Origin of the sequence: Glutamicibacter sp. NPDC087673, from assembly GCF_044743255.1 — a bacterium.
GTDB lineage: Bacteria > Actinomycetota > Actinomycetes > Actinomycetales > Micrococcaceae > Glutamicibacter.
Map to the genome: position 1 here is coordinate 146,645 of NZ_JBIUWB010000002.1, position 16,146 is coordinate 162,790.

The window sequence follows — 16,146 nt, forward strand, 5'->3', positions numbered from 1 at the left end:
TCCTGGGGAACAGTTCTTTGCCATGAGGATTTGAAGTCCTTCTAGTAATTTACGCGTTTCCACCGCTAAACGCTTGTGTTGCCCGGCTAAAGACCCGACAAGCCGCGCAAACTGCCATGAATTCATGAGTTGGGTCACTATCGGGTAGCCTGAAATCGTGTTAGATCCGCAGCATGCCCCACGGCCCACCATGGTGATGTGGGATGAAGAGTATCTGAAGTACAAATTCAGCGACTGGCATCCCATGCACCCTTCACGGCTAGAACTGACCTATCGACTCAGCGATGAGCTGGATATCTTCGATGCGCCGAACGTCACGATACAGGCTCCGGATATTGCCGACGATGCGGTCATCGGCTCCGTCCATGACCAGAGCTATATCGATCAGGTGCGGCGGGTGAGCCAGGATCCAACACTCGTTGCCGAAGAATTCGGCTTGGGCACCGAAGACGACCCGGTATTCGCCGGGATGCATGAAGCCGCCGGGCGCATTGTTGGCGGTTCGGTAGCAGCGGCCCAAGCCATCATGGACCAAGAGGTGGTCCGTGCGGTGAACTTCGCCGGCGGCATGCACCACGCCGCGAAAAGCAAGGCCAGCGGTTTCTGCATCTACAATGACGCTGCTGCCGCGATCCATCGCATGCTGGAACAGGGTGCCCAACGCGTGGTCTACATCGATGTGGACGCGCATCACGGGGATGGCACCGAGTCGATCTTCTGGGATGACGAACGCGTGCTGACCATTTCCATCCATGAATCCGGGCTGTCGCTGTTCCCCGGTACGGGATTCGCCAATGAAATTGGCGGCAAGAACGCCGAAGGCAGCGCAGTAAATGTTGCTCTGCCGGCAATGACCGGGGACTCCGGGTGGATGCGTGCCTTCCATGCGATCGTTCCGCAGCTGGTACGCGCCTTCAAGCCCGAAATCATCGTCTCCCAGCACGGTTGCGATGCGCACCGTGATGATGACATGACCAACTTGAAGCTGTCTGTTGATGCGCAACGCCAGGCGGCCCTGGACATATCCCAGTTGGCAGATGAGCTGTGCGAAGGCCGGTGGCTGGCTACCGGAGGCGGGGGATACAACGTCACCGCCGTCGTGCCGCGTACCTGGACCCATCTGACGGCGATTGTTGCCGGCAAGCCGGTGCCGTTGCGTACCTATGTTCCCGAGACCTTCCGCCGCTACGTTCTGGAAAGGTACGGCCGTGCCATGCCTTACCTCATGGGCGATGACGCCCAGCTGTGGTGGCGCAATTGGGAAGTCGGCTATGATCCGGCCGATCCGGTAGACCGAACCATCATTGCTACACGCAAGGAGATATTCCCGCTTTTCGGGCTCGATCCATGGTTCGACTAGCCTCGCATGGCTGCGGCCAACGGAGACAGAGGCGAGACCTCACAGCATTTTAGGCATGGAAATCGATTGCCAACCGTTCATATGCCGTTAGGGTTATGTGTGTGGCAATTGATGAAGTGTTTTCGGCGTTGGCTGAACCAACCCGACGAAAGATAATAGAAGCGCTCAAGAACGAGCCGAAAGCAGTGGGCACTCTGGTCACTGAACTGGAGATCTCGCAGCCGACTGTTTCCAAGCACTTGAAGGTGCTGCGCGAAGCTGAACTCGTGAGCATGGCCGCTGCCGGGCAGCGGCGCATCTACAGCATTGATACCTCAGCGCTGGAAGATCTCGTGCGCTGGTGCGCCGATTTGGTACCTGCCCAACTGGAGGGCCAGGAGCTGGCAACCACGCAGGCCGAAGCCGAGGGGCAGCTGGCAGCGGTATCGAATCCAACGGCTCAGCAGATCGGTCGGCGCGTTGGCCAAGGCCTGGAACAAGTTACTGGACGTGCGCAAGAGTTTTTCGAGAAACTTCCGCGGTTCGGGCGTCGGCGCTAGCTCTTGTCCAGTCTTCGGCGCTGCAACCGTGCAATATGGTCAATCTTTTAAGTTACGCGCGCAATCCTGTTTTATAACATGAAAATTTTGTTCAGAATGCCCAGCATGGCATTCTCGTGTGCGGGGCAGTGACGCCGGCAATGAGGCCCCTTGTGCGCCTGTGCCTGCCCCAAGTGATGAGGAGAAAAACTTGGATAAGCACTTAGCGACGATTCGCGACGAAGTCTTCCGCCGCAATCCCGGCGAAGCAGAATTCCACCAGGCCGTCACGGAAGTATTCGACAGCCTTGAAGCTGTATCGGTCAAGCATCCTGAATACGCCGAAGCCGCAATCCTGCAGCGTTTGTGCGAACCTGAACGCCAGATCATCTTCCGAGTGCCATGGGTTGACGACGAAGGCCGCGTGCAGATCAACCGCGGCTTCCGCGTTGAATTCAACTCGGCTCTGGGCCCATACAAGGGCGGTCTGCGTTTCCACCCATCGGTTTACCTTGGCATCGTCAAGTTCCTGGGCTTCGAACAGATCTTCAAGAACTCCCTGACCGGCATGCCCATCGGCGGCGGCAAGGGCGGCTCGGACTTCGACCCGCGCGGCAAGTCCGATGGCGAAGTCATGCGCTTCTGCCAGTCCTTCATGACTGAGCTCTACCGCCACATTGGCGAATACACCGACGTGCCAGCCGGCGATATCGGCGTTGGCGGCCGCGAAATCGGTTACCTCTTCGGCCAGTACAAGCGCATCACCAACCGCTACGAGTCCGGTGTGCTGACGGGCAAGGGCTTGAGCTGGGGCGGTTCCCTGGTTCGCCCGGAAGCCACCGGCTACGGCGCAGTGATCTTCACTGAAGAAATGCTCAAGACCCGCGGCCAGACTTTCGATGGCCAGCGCGTGGTCGTTTCCGGTTCGGGCAACGTGGCAATCCACGCCATCGAGAAGGCGCAGGCACTGGGAGCGAAGGTCGTTACGGCTTCCGACTCGGCCGGCTTCATCGTTGACGAGGGCGGCATCGACCTGGATCTGCTGCGTCAGATCAAGGAAGTTGAGCGCGGCCGCATCTCCGAGTATGCCGAACGCCGTGGCACCAAGAAGGTGAAGTACGTTGCCGGTGGCAGCGTCTGGGACGTTGCAGGCACCGTAGCGCTGCCCTGCGCAACCCAGAACGAATTGGGCGCTGAGGCCGCAAAGAAGATGGTTGCTGCTGGCACCATCGCAGTGGCCGAAGGCGCCAACATGCCTACTACCGCTGAAGCGACCTCGATCTTCCAGGATGCAGGGGTGCTCTTCGGCCCGGGCAAGGCAGCCAACGCTGGTGGTGTTGCTACCTCCGCTCTGGAGATGCAGCAGAACGCCAGCCGCGATGCATGGAGCTTCGAGCACACCGAGCGTCGCCTGACTGAGATCATGGTCGGCATCCACACCAGCTGTGCTGCTACTGCAGACGAGTACGGCATGCCGGGGAACTACGTCGCCGGCGCCAACATCGCGGGCTTCGTGAAGGTCGCAGACGCAATGCTCGCACAGGGCGTCATCTAATAATCTGCAGCGCTGCAATCCGCGTGAATTCATTGGGGACCCGGTGAAATCACGCGGATTGTCTCGTTCAGGCATCAAAAAATGTGATTCAGATGGTCACGTGTGTGTTTCGTGATGCAAAAGTTACAAAAGTGCGATTAGACTAGTACAAAGCGAACGTGAACCTGAACCGCCGATGTTGATCCAAAGTCGTGTAAGTTCATCTTCGCTAAATTAACGCGACGAATAAGAGATCAGCGTCAGGAGAATATCCCGCATGACGGATAAACAGAATTTTGCCGGAGCCCGTTTCATGACTGTGGCCGAAGTGGCCGACATGATGCGCGTTTCCAAAATGACCGTTTATCGGCTGATCCACGCCGGTGATTTGCCTGCTGTTCAGTTCGGTCGCTCCTATCGCGTTCCGGAAAACGCCGTGGAATCATATCTGAATGCCGCGGCCATTGATCCGCAGCACGGTACCGGTTCTTACGGTCGATAGTCCGCGCGATGGTCAGAGCATGACCGAAAAGCGGGTAATCTGTTAAGGAACGTTTAACGTCCGGTCAACCTTGTCCTTGGGCTCGCGCGCAAGCAGGCATTTGGGGTTGACGCATTTATTTAGTTTGTGAGGAACCACTATGGGCTCTGTTATCAAGAAGCGCCGCAAGCGTATGTCGAAGAAGAAGCACCGCAAATTGCTTCGTAAGACCCGCCACCAGCGTCGTAATAAGAAGTAAATCTACTTCTGAGCATTTGCCGCTTGGCAATCATCGCCACCGCTTCACAGTGAAACTGTTGAACGGTGGCGATTGCTTTATCCAAAGCCGCCCAGCGCCGGCCTAAGAGCCGGAACGGCGCAGAATGGACCGTCGCGCCGCCCAGAGCGCACCAAGCACTCCAGCGGCCTTCAGGCCTAGTTTGGCAGCTCGCTGGCCGGTGCGGAAATCGTAGACCTGCCAGCCGCGGCGCTTGGCGTAGGCGCGAAGCCGCGCATCGGGATTGATGCATACGGGGTGTCCCACAGCTTCAAGCAAGGGAACATCATTGTAGGAATCCGAGTATGCCCATGATTTCGACAGCGAGATGCCGCGAGCCTTCGCCAGGGTGCGCACCGCTTGCGCTTTTTCCGCAGCGTGCAGGATCGGGCTGGCCAGCGCTCCGGTGTAGAAACCGTCTTCGCTGGCCACTACAGTGCCCAATGCACCGGTAAGTTCGAGACGTTGCGAGATGACATTCGCCACTTCCAGGGGAGTGGCAGTGACTAGCCAGACTTCACGGCCCACCGTCCGATGCTGGCGAGCAATGGCTACCGTACCGGTCCATAGCTTGGGTTCGATGTATTCGTCATAGATCTCGTTGCCGATCTTCTCGATCTCGGACACCGGGATCCCTCGGACCATCATCAACGCACGGTCGCGAATCTGGTGAATGTCCCCTAGGTGCTCACCGCGCGCGGCGAAGCGCAACTGCTTGAGCGCGAACCAGAGGATTTCGCGGAATTGGAAGAAGCGGCGCTCATGCAGTTTCCGGGCCAGCAGATACAGCGATGCACCGCGCACAAGGGTGTTATCTACATCGAAGAAAGCGGCGACCGTGTCCGGAGCCAGGGCGGAATTCGGGCTGGGGTGATGATCGATGGAAGACATTTGATCCAGTTTATTTCATTGCCAAGTTTAAGGGCGGTTACGGCTCGTGAGATTATAGGCAGGTGAGTACTTTGAATCAGATCCAGCTGTTGGTTCGAGAAGGCTGCCACCTGTGCCAGGCCGCACGCGCAACCGTGGCCGAGGTGACTGGCCGGTTGAATATGGAGTTTTCCGAACTGGATATTGACCAGCACCCTGAATTGCTGGCCAAGCACCACGAGGAAGTGCCGGTTCTGCTGATCAACGGAGAAGTCCGCGACTTCTGGCACATCGACGCACAGCGTCTGGAACGACTACTGAGCAGCTAGCCGCTGCCGAATAAATGAAAATGCGTTGTGCTCTTCAAGAGCACCGAAAAGTGCGGGAGAACGAAGATGTCAGAGCTTGAAGCCCGGGTCCTGCCTGAGGCCACGCTGGCTCGACTGACCCAGTACTTGCGCGCGCTGAACGCCTTGGAAGCCCAGGGCCTGGAACGCACCAGTTCCGGGGTGCTGGCCAAGGAAGCTGGAGTGAACCCCTCCATCCTGCGCAAAGACCTTTCCTGGTTGGGTTCCTACGGAACCCGCGGGGTGGGCTACGTGGTCCGCGAACTGGCAGAACATATCAGCCGCACCCTCGGCCTGAACCAGGACTGGCGTGTGGCCATCCTCGGCGCCGGTAACCTGGGGCGCGCGCTCAGCGGATATGCAGGCTTCAGGACTCGTGGCTTCAACGTCAAGGCGATCCTGGATATCGACCCCGCACTGGTCGGCAGCCCGGTCGGCGAGCTGCACGTGGAAGCGATCGCGGACTTGGCCGCAGTGGTTGAACGCGAAGAAATCAACATCGCTGTTCTGGCAATTCCGGGCGATGCTGCGCAGGACCTGGTCTACGAACTGGCCGCGCTTTCGGTCCGCTCGGTGCTCTCGTTCGCACCGATGCCGCTTCGCGTACCCGCGGGCATGAACCTGCGGCGCGTTGATCTTTCCACTGAATTGCAGATCCTGGCATACCTCGCCGTTCAAGGCTGAAGCCGCGCAGACGAGAAAAGGCGTAGCCGCGTCATCCCTTGGGTGGATGGAGCGGCTACGCCTTTATTGTCCCTGCAGGGCCTCGCGAAGAGGCTCGGCCATGCGTTTAGCGGAAGCCGGCCAGGCGAGCCTGGCGGCGCTGCGCAATGTATTGCGAAGAAGGGCGCAACCAGGCGAAGACCACGCCTGCAATGCCCAACAAGATGCCCACAACGTAGACAGCGTTGATAATTCCGGCTTGAGTGTCAGCGAACATGCTGATCATTGGAACGATAGTCACCAGATTCAGCAGTGAAAGCGCACCGAGGATCGTGGCGATAATTCGCATGGCGCCCACGCCGCGGCCAACGAAGAAGCCCACCAGGAAATACAGGGCCAAGGTGATGATCATGGAGATAATCACGAAGGTCGACATCATGGAATTGACCTGGGCCATGAAGGCCTCAGGGCTTGCCATCATCTGTTCAACCAGTGGATCCTGCTCCATGCCCGGGGTGCTCTGCATCTGGTTCTGGAACTCTTCTTGCACCAGCGACCACTGCTGGCCAATCATGTTGGCCATCATGTTGGAGTTGGTCATCAGCCAGCTGGCGAGGGCACTGAAGATGCCCGCGAGCATGATCAAGCCAAAGGCGATAGCCAAGGTCCGTGGCCGCTCGGTCGGCGGCTGCACGCCGGCGTAACCTCCCTGCTGGGCATACTGGTCGTAGCCCGGTGCCTGCGGTTGCCCGTAAGGATTCGGATTCTGGCCGTACGGGTTCTGGCCGTACGGCGAGGGCTGCTGGCCGTAGGGGTTTTCGCCGTACGGGTTCTGCGATGAACCCTGGCCGGAAGGGCCCGGGTTGTAGGGCTGGCCCGGCTGGTTAGGATCGTTGTCGCTCATGATGCGTCCTTCTGGTCGAACTGTCTTATTGACTAAGCGTAGTGGCAGTCGATTGTGAGCAACCCCTCCGAAAGGATGGTTTTTCCATATGGGATTCCAATGCGTGTCCTGTGAATAGTTGACGGTGGCCACAATATGGCTAATTTGCACCGAATATTTGAGACACTGGAGGCATGCCTTTATCGACCGTCCATTTGTTGCGCCACGGGGAAGTTTTCAACCCTGACCGTATGCTCTACGGCAGGATCCCCGGCTTCGGGCTCTCGGAACTCGGATTCCAGATGGCCGATGGGGCAGGAGAATATTTTGCCAAGCGCCAAGCAGAAGGCGGCAACGTGGTGCGTCTGGTGGCCTCACCGCTCCTGCGAGCCCAGCAGACAGCCGCGCCGACCTCCAATGCTCTGGATCTGCAGGTCCACACCGACGAGCGGGTTATCGAAGCCGGCAACAAGCTGGAAGGGCTGTCCAAGGTTGCGGAGCACCTGCGTCAGCCGAAGTACTGGCCGCTGCTGGTCAACCCGCTGAAGCCTTCATGGGGCGAACCATATGCCCAGCAGGTTGCTCGCATGCGCCTGGCCATGGATGAGCACCGCAAGGCCGCCCTCGCCGAGCACGGCGAAGGAGCGGAAGTCATTATCGTCAGCCACCAGCTGCCGATCTGGGTTACGCGCCGCGCCGCCGAGAAGAAGCCGCTGTGGCACGATCCGCGCCAGCGCGAGTGCACCCTGGCTTCCATCACCAGCTTTGATTTTGAGGGAGACGAATTGGTCTCCGTGCGTTACACCGAACCGTGCCCCGAGCTGCTTGCCGGCGCGGCGAATATCCCTGGAGCCTAAAGCAAAATGACAGATCCTGTGCCTAATCCTCGCCACTTGAGCCGCCGCACCATGTTGCGTTCGCTCATGGTTGCCGCCGCCGTGGTGCCCTTGGCTGCCTGCAGCGGCAAGGAAGATGCGCTGACCGCGCAAGCAAACAGCGGCGACGGCAAGAACTACATCGCTGGCGACGGCGCCGTGGAAGAGTACGAAGTTTCCAAGCGCAGCGAACCGGTTGCCCTCAAGGCCACCACCTACCATGGCACCGATATCGACTTCACGCAGTGGCAGGGCAAGCCCGTAGTCATGAACTTCTGGTATGCCGCCTGCGCTCCGTGCCGCATCGAGGCACCGGATCTGAAGGAAATCGCTGAAGGCTTCGGCGAGAAAGTCGAATTCATTGGCGTCAACGTACGCGATGAAGCCGAAGCGGCGAAGGCCTTCGAGCGCACTTTCGAGATTCCCTATGAGTCGGTACAGGATACCTCCGGGGACATCCAGCTGGCGATGACCAAGTACGTCCCGTTGCAAGCGGTTCCATCCACCTTGGTGCTGGACCGCCAGGGCCGTGTCCGTGCCCGCGTGATCGGTGCCGTAGAGCCTGGCACCCTGAAGTCATTGATCGACTCCGCTCTGACCGAAGAGTTGTGAGCTGATCAGTGACCACTAATCCCTTTGCCGACATCGTCCTGGACGGGTCGTTGCTGCTGGCTGCCCCAGTAGCACTGCTGGCCGGGCTGGTCTCCTTCCTTTCGCCTTGCGTCCTGCCGCTGGTGCCGGGCTACCTCGGTTACGTCACCGGGTTGACTGGTGCGGATCTGAAGGAGCACCGGCGCGGCCGCGTGGTCTCCGGCGTACTGCTCTTTGTCCTGGGATTCTCCGTGGTCTTCATCGCAGCGGGCGTGCTTTTCAGCCAGGCCTCCGCGTGGCTCAGGTTCAACGGCTCCTGGGTCACCCAGGCATTGGGCCTGGTCGTGGTCTTCATGGGCATCGTGTTCATGGGCGGCTTCTCCTGGATGCAGCGTGACCGCAAGATCCACAGGAAACCGCCCGCAGGCCTGTGGGGTGCCCCGGTTCTGGGGCTGACCTTCGGCCTGGGGTGGGCACCGTGCATCGGCCCCACCTTGAGTGCGGTACTGATCATGTCCACCGGTGTGGACGCGAACGTAGGGCGTGGAACGCTCCTGACTGTGTTCTATTGCCTCGGATTGGGTTTGCCCTTCATCCTGATTGCAATGGGGTTGCAGCGCGGCATGCAGGCGCTGGCGTTCTTCCGCAAGCACCAGGTTTTCATCATGCGTTTGGGCGGGGTACTACTCATTGCCTTGGGACTGGTCATGGTGACCGGTCTGTGGGGAACATGGGTAGCAGAACTGCAAAACTGGTTTGCCAATGAAGTGAGGTTGCCAATTTAATGGCGAAACAACAACGGAATTCCAAGGGAACTGGCGACGCGCCTGCTCTGGGATTCATGGGTTCCATGCGTTGGATCTGGACCCAGCTGACATCGATGCCAACAGCCTTGTTCCTGCTGTTGCTGCTCGCCGTCGCTGCGGTACCGGGATCGATCTTCCCGCAACGCGACGCCAACCCCGAATCTGTAGCCCAGTACCTGGAACAGCACACCACCGCTGGTCCATGGCTGGATCGCTTCCAGATGTTCGAAGTGTATTCATCGGTGTGGTTCTCCGCGATCTACATCTTGCTGTTCGTCTCGCTGATTGGCTGCATCATCCCGCGTGTGAAGAAGCACGCCAAAGCCTTGCGCACCCCGCCGCCGAGGACCCCGGTGCGCCTGGAACGACTTCCCCAGTACAGCTCGCATGAAATTCTGGAAGGCGAGACGGATACGCCCGATGACCAGCAGGTCATCGAGGATTCGTTCAGGATCCTGAAGAAGCGCGGCTACCGTGTCGAGCGCCGCGAGGATGCCACCGGGGCCTCGGTTGCCGCAGAGCGCGGGTATACCCGCGAAATCGGCAACCTGCTCTTCCACATCTCGCTGATGGGCGTACTGGCTTCGGCCGCGATCGGCGGAGCCCTGGGCTACACCGGGCAGCGCGTGGTTGTCGAGGGGGAGACCTTCGTGAATTCGCTGGTGGCCTACGACTCCTTCACCCCGGGCACCGGCTTCAATGCCGATAATTTGCCGCCCTTTGCTGTGACGCTGGACAAATTCGACATCATCTTCGACCGCGAATCCGAATCGCATTTCGGACAGCCGCTGGACTTCACCGCCCACGTCAAGGTGCGCGAATCGCCCGATGCCGAGCCAGTGAAGCAGGAGCTGAAGGTCAACCATCCGCTGCGGATCAGCGGCGGTGACGTGTACCTGGTCGGCAATGGCTACGCCCCGGTGATCACCGTCAAGGATGGCAACGGCAATGTCTCCTATTCCGGCCCGGCGGTTTCCATTCCGCAGGATTCGGTCTACACCTCGATGTTCGTGCTGAAGGTTCCGGACGCCGAGCCATCGCAGCTGGGCTTCCAGGGCTTCTTGCTGCCAACCGCACTGGTGGATGAGAACGGCTTCGGCATCTCGGGCGATCCCAACGCCATCAACCCCCAGCTGCACCTGAACTCGTACTTCGGGGATCTGGGCCTTGACGACGGCAACCCGCAAAACGTGTTCGTGCTGGACACGGAGAAGATGGAACCGCTGAACAGCCGTGATTTGGATGCCGGCGGCATCATCCTCGAAGCGGGGCAGACCTACGAGCTGCCCGACGGCAAGGGCTCGATTACCTTTGACGACCTCAAGCGCTTCGTTGCATTGGACATCAATCATGACCCGGGCAAGCTGCCAATCGGCATTTTCTCAGGTCTGGCGCTGATCGGCCTTGCGGTCTCGCTGTTCACCCCGCGTCGCCGCGTCTGGGTGAAGCTGAAACAAGAAAACGGCAAGCGTAGTATCGAGTACGCACTGCTGGCACGTGGCGAGGATCCGCGTCTGGAACGCGAAGCTGCAGAACTACAGAAGATCTTTGACAAGGCTTGGCCATTGGCAAGCCAGGAGCAGAACCAAGGAGCAGTAAATGGATAACGCTGGGGCATTAGCGCCAATCAATGAAACGCTGGGTGAATACAGCCAGTTGTTCATGCTGCTGGCCGCCATGGTCTACGGAGTGGTCTTCATCATTTTCGCCTTGGACCTGGCAAAGACCAACAAGTCCATCAGCGAAATGGATTCCGAAGCGCTCAAGCGCGACGAGGAACTGCTGGTTAGCGCCGGCGGCGCCGTGGGCACCAAGTCCCGTTCGCGCCGGGGTGCCGCTGTGCGTGCCGACAACGTCGGCGAGCATATCGTGACCGACAAGATGGAGTACACGCAGTTGTCGGCCAAGCGCCCCACGGCTCGCATTGCCGTGGTGCTGATGTGGCTGGCCGCTGCCCTGCACGGCGGTGCCGTGGTTTCCCGTGCGATAGCCGCGCACCGAGTGCCCTGGGGCAACATGTACGAGTTCCTGTCCACCGGTGCATTCCTGGTGGCTCTGGTCTTCTTGCTGGTGCTGATCTTCAAGGACCTGCGCTTCATGGGATCCTTCATCTCCGGCCTGGTCACCTTGATGCTGTGCGGTGCCACCATCGGCTTCCCGACACCGGTTGGCCACCTCGTTCCTGCCCTGCAGTCGCCATGGATCGTCATTCACGTCTCCATCGCCGTCCTGGCATCGGCACTGTTCGCCATCAGCTTCGCCATGAATGTGCTGCAGCTGGTACAGCATGCTCGCATGAACCGGCTGGCCGCTGGACAGGACGACAAGCTGCCCTTCATGCGCGTGGTGCCAGGTGCCGGCGCATTGGAGAACTTCGCCTACCGCATCAACACCATCGGCTTCGTGATGTGGACCTTCACTGTCATCGCTGGTGCGATCTGGGCTGAGGCCGCTTGGAGCCGCTACTGGGGCTGGGATCCAAAGGAAGTCTGGTCCTTCGTGATCTGGGTTGTCTACGCAGGCTACCTGCACGCCCGTGCCACCGGTGGCTGGACGGGCCCACGCTCGGCCTGGTTGTCGATCATCGGTTTCCTGTGCGTGGTCTTCAACTTCACCATCGTGAATATCTTCTTCGACGGTCTGCACTCCTACGCCGGAGTCTAGTTCCTAAGAATCCAGCACTGCGAGCGGTTTCCCTTTAGCGGGGAGGCCGCTCGCAGTACTTTAAGCGTTCGTTGCGGGCCCTGGTACTCAAGTGCGGGGCACTGACCGGCGCCTGCCCCCGTCCGCCCCTCCAGCGCCCGTAGAGGAAGCCCCGCGTCCCTGGCCGCCTGCAAGAATGCCCGAAGTTCTCACGAGGCATGAAAAAGCCCAGCGGCGCTGGCACGCGTGCTGGGCTGGTTGCCGGGATCCCGGCAGTACTAGGGGGTTATTCGGTTTCAGACGAAGAGCTGTCGGTGCCTTCTGGCTTGTTCTTGCGTTCTGCACCTGGCTTCGGTTCCTTGGCCTCAGGCTTGGCTGGTTTCTCGCCATCGGCCTTCTGCACGTCTTCACGTTTAGTGAGGTCTTGCTCACGCGCTTTCGAGTCGGCTTCACGCTGTTGCTGGCGGCGCCAGACCTCCAGCTGGCGCAGGAAATCCTCATCGTCGTCCGGAGCCATGGACTTCTGCGCAGGGGTGCCATTTGACGCAACAGGGCGACCTAGGAGGAACCACAAACCGGCTCCGATTAGCGGAAGGAGGATGACGACCGCAATCCACGCAGGCTTAGGCAATGAACGAATGCTGCGGCGCTCTGCACGAGCGCATTCGATCAGGGTATAAATCGTCAAAGCAACCGAAACCACTGCGGCGAAAATCAATAAGCGGACCATGCTTCCATTCTAGTGATAATCCTGTTCACAGGTTCACCGGTAGAATTGAGACTATGCAGTTTGTGAAATATACCGTTATCCGCCTAGGCATATTCCTAGCCGTTTTCTTGGGCCTCTGGTTAGGTATGAAGTGGCCAATCTTCGTTTCCGGAATTATTGGCCTGGTCGTGGCCTTCGCGGTGGCCTACCTTTTCTTCAATAAACTTCGGCTAAAGGCGAACGAAGATATCCGCAACGCTTTCAGCAAGACCTCGGCAAACAAGACCAGGATGCAGCTAGCTGATGAAGCCGTTGAGGATGAATTCGACGAATCACAGCGCAAGCAGACCCCTGGCGCCGAGTAAATTTCCCCACGCAGGTTCACCTCGAACTGCATAGCCAGCCATTCACGCATGGCCGGCATGACAATTAACGAGATGGGCTGGCCGGATCAATTGATCCGGCCAGCCCATCTCGTTTTTCCTTCTGCAGCGGTGGCTAGGCCAAAACCTCGATGGCGATAGCCAAGGAGAAGAGCACCGCATATACGACATTGACCATGCCGGTCTGCTTGAGCACCAGCACCAGCATTGGCAGCTGCTGCTCGCGAAGCATCAGCAGCGATGGAGCCACTGCAGGAACGAAGGTGAGCAGGACCAGCCACATCCATGGGAAGGCGCTGGTGGCCAGCAAAGGGAGGAGGATGGCTACCGCCAGCATCAGCACGTAGCTCAAGCGGGCATTGTGTTCGCCAAGGCGCACCGCCAAGGTAATCTTTCCCACCTCTTTATCGGTAGGAATGTCTCGCACATTATTGGCCATCAGCAGGGCGCAGCCAATCAGGCCGGTGCCGATGGCACCCCACAGCGAAGCCATGGTCAGCTGGTTGATCTGGGTGAAGGTGGTACCCAAGGTGGCGACCAAGCCGAAGAAGATGAAAACGTAAATATCGCCCAAGCCGCGGTAGCCGTAGGGGTTCTTGCCGCCGGTGTAGCCCCAAGCGGCGAAGATCGCGGCGACGCCTACCAGCAGCAGCGGCCACGAGGAAGAAATGATGACCAGGACCAGACCGAAGATGGCGGCTAGCCCGAAGCAGCCGAAAGCGGCATTGCGCACGTTCTTCGGCTCGGTGAGCTTGGAACCGGTCAGGCGCAGCGGGCCGACGCGTTCGTCATCGGTGCCTCGGATGCCGTCCGAGTAGTCGTTGGAGTAGTTCACTCCGACCTGGAGCAGCAGGCCCACCAGCAGAGCCAAGACGAAACGGAACCAATGAACGGTTCCAGTTTCGCCCAGCGCGGCTGCGGTACCGATGACAACCGGGGCAATGACGATAGGCAAGGTGCGCAAACGCGCCCCAGAAACCCACTGGGAAAGTGTGGCCACTTTCTGTCCTTTCAGGGCAAGCGGAAACTCGTACCCTCTAGTTTCCCGCGATTAGGCGTGCAAGGCGAATCGAGACTAGTCGCGAACGCCTAGTTCTTCGATGACCAGTTGTCGATTGAACTTGCCATTAGGCAGCTGCGGCAAGCCAAGAGGGTAGTGGCGCACGTGCTTGGGCACCGCTTCCTTGCCCAAGGTCCGGCGCACCGCTTCGAAGGCATCGGCGGTATTGGTCGGGCCCGCATAGGCCAGGCCAACGCTGTGGCCCCATTGCGGATCGGGCACCGGGACCACGATTGCCTGCGTGAAGAATTCTTCCAGCAGCCCTTCAATCTTCGATGCCGAAAGCTTGATGCCCCCGGTATTGATCACATCATCGATGCGTCCAATGATCTTCAAGCGCTGTTTTTCAACGGTGCCCAGGTCATCGGTGACGTACCAGCGGACACCATCGCGTTCAATGAAGTGCTCGGCGGTGGCTTCGGGGGAGTTGGCGTATCCGTCGGCGAGCATGGGGCCGGCGACCCAGATGCGCCCCTCATGCGCTGCCAGCTGCACGCCGGGAAGGGCCGTGCCGTTGTAGACCAGGCCGCCGGAAGTTTCCGAGGACCCATAGGTCTGGAAAATCTTCAGCCCATGGTGTCGGGCGCTGACCAGCAGGTCCTTGCTGGCTCGCGCGCCGCCCAAGAGGATGGCGTCGAAACGCTTCAGCGCCTGCAAGGTTTCCGGCGCCGGGTTATCCAGCAGCCGGGCAAGCTGGGTTGGAACCAGCGAGGTGATCCGGCGGGAGTCGATCATTTGATTGGCGGCTTCGGTGAATGCCGTGGCCGAGAAGCTGCCCTCGGTGTCCATCACCACGGGCTTGGTGCCGGCGAACAATGAACGCGTCAGCACGCTCAGTCCCGCGACATAGTGCACCGGCAAGGCCAGCAGCCACTGGCCTTCGAAGCCGAGGAACTCGGCCGTGGCCTGCGCACTGGATGCCAACGCCGAAACGCTGAGCACCGTGCGCTTGGCCCGGCCGGTGGAACCGGAAGTCCGCACCACTGCCATGGGCTGCTCGAAACCTGGCAGGTCCTGTGGTGCCAAGTACTCGATGCGCCAGCCGTTGGGGTTGCTCTCATCGAGCAATACCTCAACGGCCGGCCCCCCGTCATTGGCCGCCGTGGCCAAGGCTGCGAGCAGTTCAGAGAGTTGTCTGTCCATATCCGGTCCTCGTTCCGTCGCGGAAGATTAGAAGTAGTAAGGGTAGTTGGACCAATCCGGGTCGCGCTTGCCCAGGAACGCGTCGCGTCCTTCTACTGCCTCATCAGTCATGTACGCCATGCGGGTGGCTTCGCCAGCGAAGACCTGCTGGCCGGCCAAGCCGTCATCGGCCAAGTTGAAAGCGAACTTCAGCATGCGGATGGCCTGCGGGGACTGGCGGGCGATGTCGGCTGCGTACTCCAGGGCCACCTCTTCGAGGCGTTCGTGCTCTACCGACTCGTTGACGGCGCCCATGCGGACCATGTCATCGGCCGAGTACTCGCGGGCAAGGAAGAAGATTTCGCGGGCGGTCTTCTGCCCGACCTGGCGGGCGAGCAATGCCGAACCGTATCCGGCATCGAAGGAACCGACGGTAGCGTCGGTCTGCTTGAACTTGCCGTTCTGCTTCGAGGCAATGGTCAGATCCGAGACCACGTGCAGCGAATGGCCGCCACCGGCAGCCCAGCCGTTGACGACGCAGAGGACAACCTTGGGCATGGTGCGCATCAGGCGCTGGACTTCCAGGATGTGCAGGCGCCCGGCACGCGCCGGGTCGATGGATTCGCGGGTCTCGCCTTCGGCATAGCGGTAGCCGTCACGGCCACGGATGCGCTGGTCGCCGCCGGAGCAGAATGCGTGTCCGCCGTCCTTTTCCGAGGGGCCATTGCCGGTCAGCAGGACAGTGGCCACGTCGCTGGTCATGCGGGCATGATCCATGGCGCGGAACAGCTCGTCCACGGTGTGCGGGCGGAAGGCGTTGCGCACCTCGGGGCGGTCGAAAGCGATGCGCACGGTCGGAAGGTCGCGCACGATGCTTCCATCCGCCGCTCGCTGGACCTGGCGATGGTAAGTGATGTCGGTGAAGTCGAATCCCTCGACCACGCGCCAGCGCGTTGGATCGAAGACATCGGAGACCTTCTCGGGCAATGCGGAATTATTCAGGCTACTCACCCTATGAATGCTA

Annotated in this window: 19 protein-coding genes; 13 read left to right on the plus strand and 6 right to left on the minus strand. The window is 59.8% G+C overall.

The window, feature by feature from the left end:
* The first annotated feature begins 190 nt into the window (after positions 1-190).
* From ACIOTL_RS04985 to ACIOTL_RS05005, 5 genes are all read left to right on the plus strand, one after another.
* Positions 191-1,360, plus strand: a complete 1,170-nt coding sequence (locus ACIOTL_RS04985) for an acetoin utilization protein AcuC (RefSeq protein ID WP_181148815.1) — start codon at positions 191-193, stop codon at positions 1,358-1,360.
* 101 nt (positions 1,361-1,461) lie between these two features.
* Positions 1,462-1,899, plus strand: coding sequence for a metalloregulator ArsR/SmtB family transcription factor (locus ACIOTL_RS04990; RefSeq protein WP_332485934.1), 438 nt, complete (start codon positions 1,462-1,464; stop codon positions 1,897-1,899).
* A 190-nt stretch (positions 1,900-2,089) separates the two neighbouring features.
* Entirely contained in the window at positions 2,090-3,433 is a 1,344-nt protein-coding gene (gene gdhA / locus ACIOTL_RS04995; RefSeq protein WP_105656957.1) for an NADP-specific glutamate dehydrogenase, read from the plus strand.
* A gap of 256 nt (positions 3,434-3,689) precedes the next feature.
* On the plus strand, positions 3,690-3,914 hold the full coding sequence (locus ACIOTL_RS05000) for a helix-turn-helix domain-containing protein (protein ID WP_013349804.1): 225 nt from the start codon (positions 3,690-3,692) through the stop codon (positions 3,912-3,914).
* A 139-nt stretch (positions 3,915-4,053) separates the two neighbouring features.
* Positions 4,054-4,152, plus strand: a complete 99-nt coding sequence (locus ACIOTL_RS05005) for a 30S ribosomal protein bS22 (RefSeq protein ID WP_005504750.1) — start codon at positions 4,054-4,056, stop codon at positions 4,150-4,152.
* A 102-nt stretch (positions 4,153-4,254) separates the two neighbouring features.
* Here ACIOTL_RS05005 and ACIOTL_RS05010 read toward each other — a convergent pair whose 3' ends face one another.
* Positions 4,255-5,061 (minus strand): HAD family phosphatase, encoded by an 807-nt coding sequence (locus ACIOTL_RS05010; RefSeq protein ID WP_105656956.1) that lies wholly within the window; start codon positions 5,059-5,061, stop codon positions 4,255-4,257.
* A 62-nt stretch (positions 5,062-5,123) separates the two neighbouring features.
* On the opposite strand from ACIOTL_RS05010, the gene ACIOTL_RS05015 reads away from it, so the two are divergent.
* The gene (locus ACIOTL_RS05015; RefSeq protein ID WP_332485935.1) at positions 5,124-5,369 is read left to right on the plus strand and encodes a glutaredoxin family protein; all 246 of its coding nucleotides are present in this window, start codon (positions 5,124-5,126) and stop codon (positions 5,367-5,369) included.
* A gap of 27 nt (positions 5,370-5,396) precedes the next feature.
* Complete coding sequence (locus ACIOTL_RS05020) at positions 5,397-6,071, plus strand: redox-sensing transcriptional repressor Rex (RefSeq protein WP_286134124.1); 675 nt, start codon at positions 5,397-5,399, stop codon at positions 6,069-6,071.
* A 106-nt stretch (positions 6,072-6,177) separates the two neighbouring features.
* On the opposite strand, the gene ACIOTL_RS05025 is transcribed toward ACIOTL_RS05020, so the two are convergent.
* A complete protein-coding gene (locus tag ACIOTL_RS05025; RefSeq protein WP_105656954.1) occupies positions 6,178-6,954 on the minus strand; it encodes a DUF3824 domain-containing protein in 777 nt (258 codons plus the stop codon).
* A gap of 173 nt (positions 6,955-7,127) precedes the next feature.
* On the opposite strand from ACIOTL_RS05025, the gene ACIOTL_RS05030 reads away from it, so the two are divergent.
* From ACIOTL_RS05030 to ccsB, 5 genes are read left to right on the plus strand one after another with little or no spacing between them, the layout of a single operon-like run.
* Positions 7,128-7,790: a histidine phosphatase family protein gene (locus ACIOTL_RS05030; protein ID WP_105656953.1), complete on the plus strand. Its 663-nt coding sequence runs from the start codon at positions 7,128-7,130 to the stop codon at positions 7,788-7,790.
* A gap of 36 nt (positions 7,791-7,826) precedes the next feature.
* The gene (locus tag ACIOTL_RS05035) at positions 7,827-8,420 is read left to right on the plus strand and encodes a TlpA disulfide reductase family protein (protein WP_332485937.1); all 594 of its coding nucleotides are present in this window, start codon (positions 7,827-7,829) and stop codon (positions 8,418-8,420) included.
* A gap of 8 nt (positions 8,421-8,428) precedes the next feature.
* Positions 8,429-9,184: a cytochrome c biogenesis CcdA family protein gene (locus ACIOTL_RS05040; protein ID WP_105656951.1), complete on the plus strand. Its 756-nt coding sequence runs from the start codon at positions 8,429-8,431 to the stop codon at positions 9,182-9,184.
* The gene (locus tag ACIOTL_RS05045) at positions 9,184-10,812 is read left to right on the plus strand and encodes a cytochrome c biogenesis protein ResB (protein ID WP_133833583.1); all 1,629 of its coding nucleotides are present in this window, start codon (positions 9,184-9,186) and stop codon (positions 10,810-10,812) included. The genes ACIOTL_RS05040 and ACIOTL_RS05045 overlap by 1 nt, the downstream gene beginning before the upstream one ends.
* Positions 10,805-11,869 (plus strand): c-type cytochrome biogenesis protein CcsB, encoded by a 1,065-nt coding sequence (gene ccsB, locus ACIOTL_RS05050; RefSeq protein WP_400341996.1) that lies wholly within the window; start codon positions 10,805-10,807, stop codon positions 11,867-11,869. Before ACIOTL_RS05045 ends, ccsB begins: the two co-directional genes overlap by 8 nt.
* A gap of 265 nt (positions 11,870-12,134) precedes the next feature.
* On the opposite strand, the gene ACIOTL_RS05055 is transcribed toward ccsB, so the two are convergent.
* Positions 12,135-12,578 carry a PLD nuclease N-terminal domain-containing protein gene (locus ACIOTL_RS05055; protein ID WP_105656948.1) on the minus strand — a complete coding sequence of 148 codons (444 nt, stop codon included), beginning with the start codon at positions 12,576-12,578 and terminating at the stop codon, positions 12,135-12,137.
* Positions 12,579-12,631: 53 nt separating this feature from the next.
* Here ACIOTL_RS05055 and ACIOTL_RS05060 point away from each other — a divergent pair, with 53 nt between their 5' ends.
* The gene (locus ACIOTL_RS05060; RefSeq protein WP_105656947.1) at positions 12,632-12,922 is read left to right on the plus strand and encodes a DUF4229 domain-containing protein; all 291 of its coding nucleotides are present in this window, start codon (positions 12,632-12,634) and stop codon (positions 12,920-12,922) included.
* A 133-nt stretch (positions 12,923-13,055) separates the two neighbouring features.
* Here the strand turns inward: ACIOTL_RS05060 and ACIOTL_RS05065 are convergent, their stop codons facing one another.
* From ACIOTL_RS05065 to ACIOTL_RS05075, 3 genes are all read right to left on the minus strand, one after another.
* The gene (locus ACIOTL_RS05065; protein WP_332485940.1) at positions 13,056-13,940 is read right to left on the minus strand and encodes a 1,4-dihydroxy-2-naphthoate polyprenyltransferase; all 885 of its coding nucleotides are present in this window, start codon (positions 13,938-13,940) and stop codon (positions 13,056-13,058) included.
* Between the two features lie 75 nt (positions 13,941-14,015).
* A complete protein-coding gene (locus tag ACIOTL_RS05070; protein WP_105656945.1) occupies positions 14,016-15,143 on the minus strand; it encodes an AMP-binding protein in 1,128 nt (375 codons plus the stop codon).
* A 27-nt stretch (positions 15,144-15,170) separates the two neighbouring features.
* Entirely contained in the window at positions 15,171-16,133 is a 963-nt protein-coding gene (locus tag ACIOTL_RS05075) for a 1,4-dihydroxy-2-naphthoyl-CoA synthase (protein ID WP_181148809.1), read from the minus strand.
* Positions 16,134-16,146: the final 13 nt, after the last annotated feature.

What these genes read in the sequence shown, in the direction of transcription:
- ACIOTL_RS04985 (WP_181148815.1), top strand. Translation starts at nt 191, where the DNA reads ATGGTGATGTGGGATGAAGAGTATCTGAAGTACAAATTCAGCGACTGG.
- ACIOTL_RS05000 (WP_013349804.1), top strand. Translation starts at nt 3,690, where the DNA reads ATGACGGATAAACAGAATTTTGCCGGAGCCCGTTTCATGACTGTGGCC.
- ACIOTL_RS05005 (WP_005504750.1), top strand. Translation starts at nt 4,054, where the DNA reads ATGGGCTCTGTTATCAAGAAGCGCCGCAAGCGTATGTCGAAGAAGAAG.
- ACIOTL_RS05010 (WP_105656956.1), bottom strand. Translation starts at nt 5,061, where the DNA reads ATGTCTTCCATCGATCATCACCCCAGCCCGAATTCCGCCCTGGCTCCG.
- ACIOTL_RS05025 (WP_105656954.1), bottom strand. Translation starts at nt 6,954, where the DNA reads ATGAGCGACAACGATCCTAACCAGCCGGGCCAGCCCTACAACCCGGGC.
- ACIOTL_RS05030 (WP_105656953.1), top strand. Translation starts at nt 7,128, where the DNA reads ATGCCTTTATCGACCGTCCATTTGTTGCGCCACGGGGAAGTTTTCAAC.
- ACIOTL_RS05045 (WP_133833583.1), top strand. Translation starts at nt 9,184, where the DNA reads ATGGCGAAACAACAACGGAATTCCAAGGGAACTGGCGACGCGCCTGCT.
- ccsB (WP_400341996.1), top strand. Translation starts at nt 10,805, where the DNA reads ATGGATAACGCTGGGGCATTAGCGCCAATCAATGAAACGCTGGGTGAA.
- ACIOTL_RS05055 (WP_105656948.1), bottom strand. Translation starts at nt 12,578, where the DNA reads ATGGTCCGCTTATTGATTTTCGCCGCAGTGGTTTCGGTTGCTTTGACG.
- ACIOTL_RS05060 (WP_105656947.1), top strand. Translation starts at nt 12,632, where the DNA reads ATGCAGTTTGTGAAATATACCGTTATCCGCCTAGGCATATTCCTAGCC.
- ACIOTL_RS05070 (WP_105656945.1), bottom strand. Translation starts at nt 15,143, where the DNA reads ATGGACAGACAACTCTCTGAACTGCTCGCAGCCTTGGCCACGGCGGCC.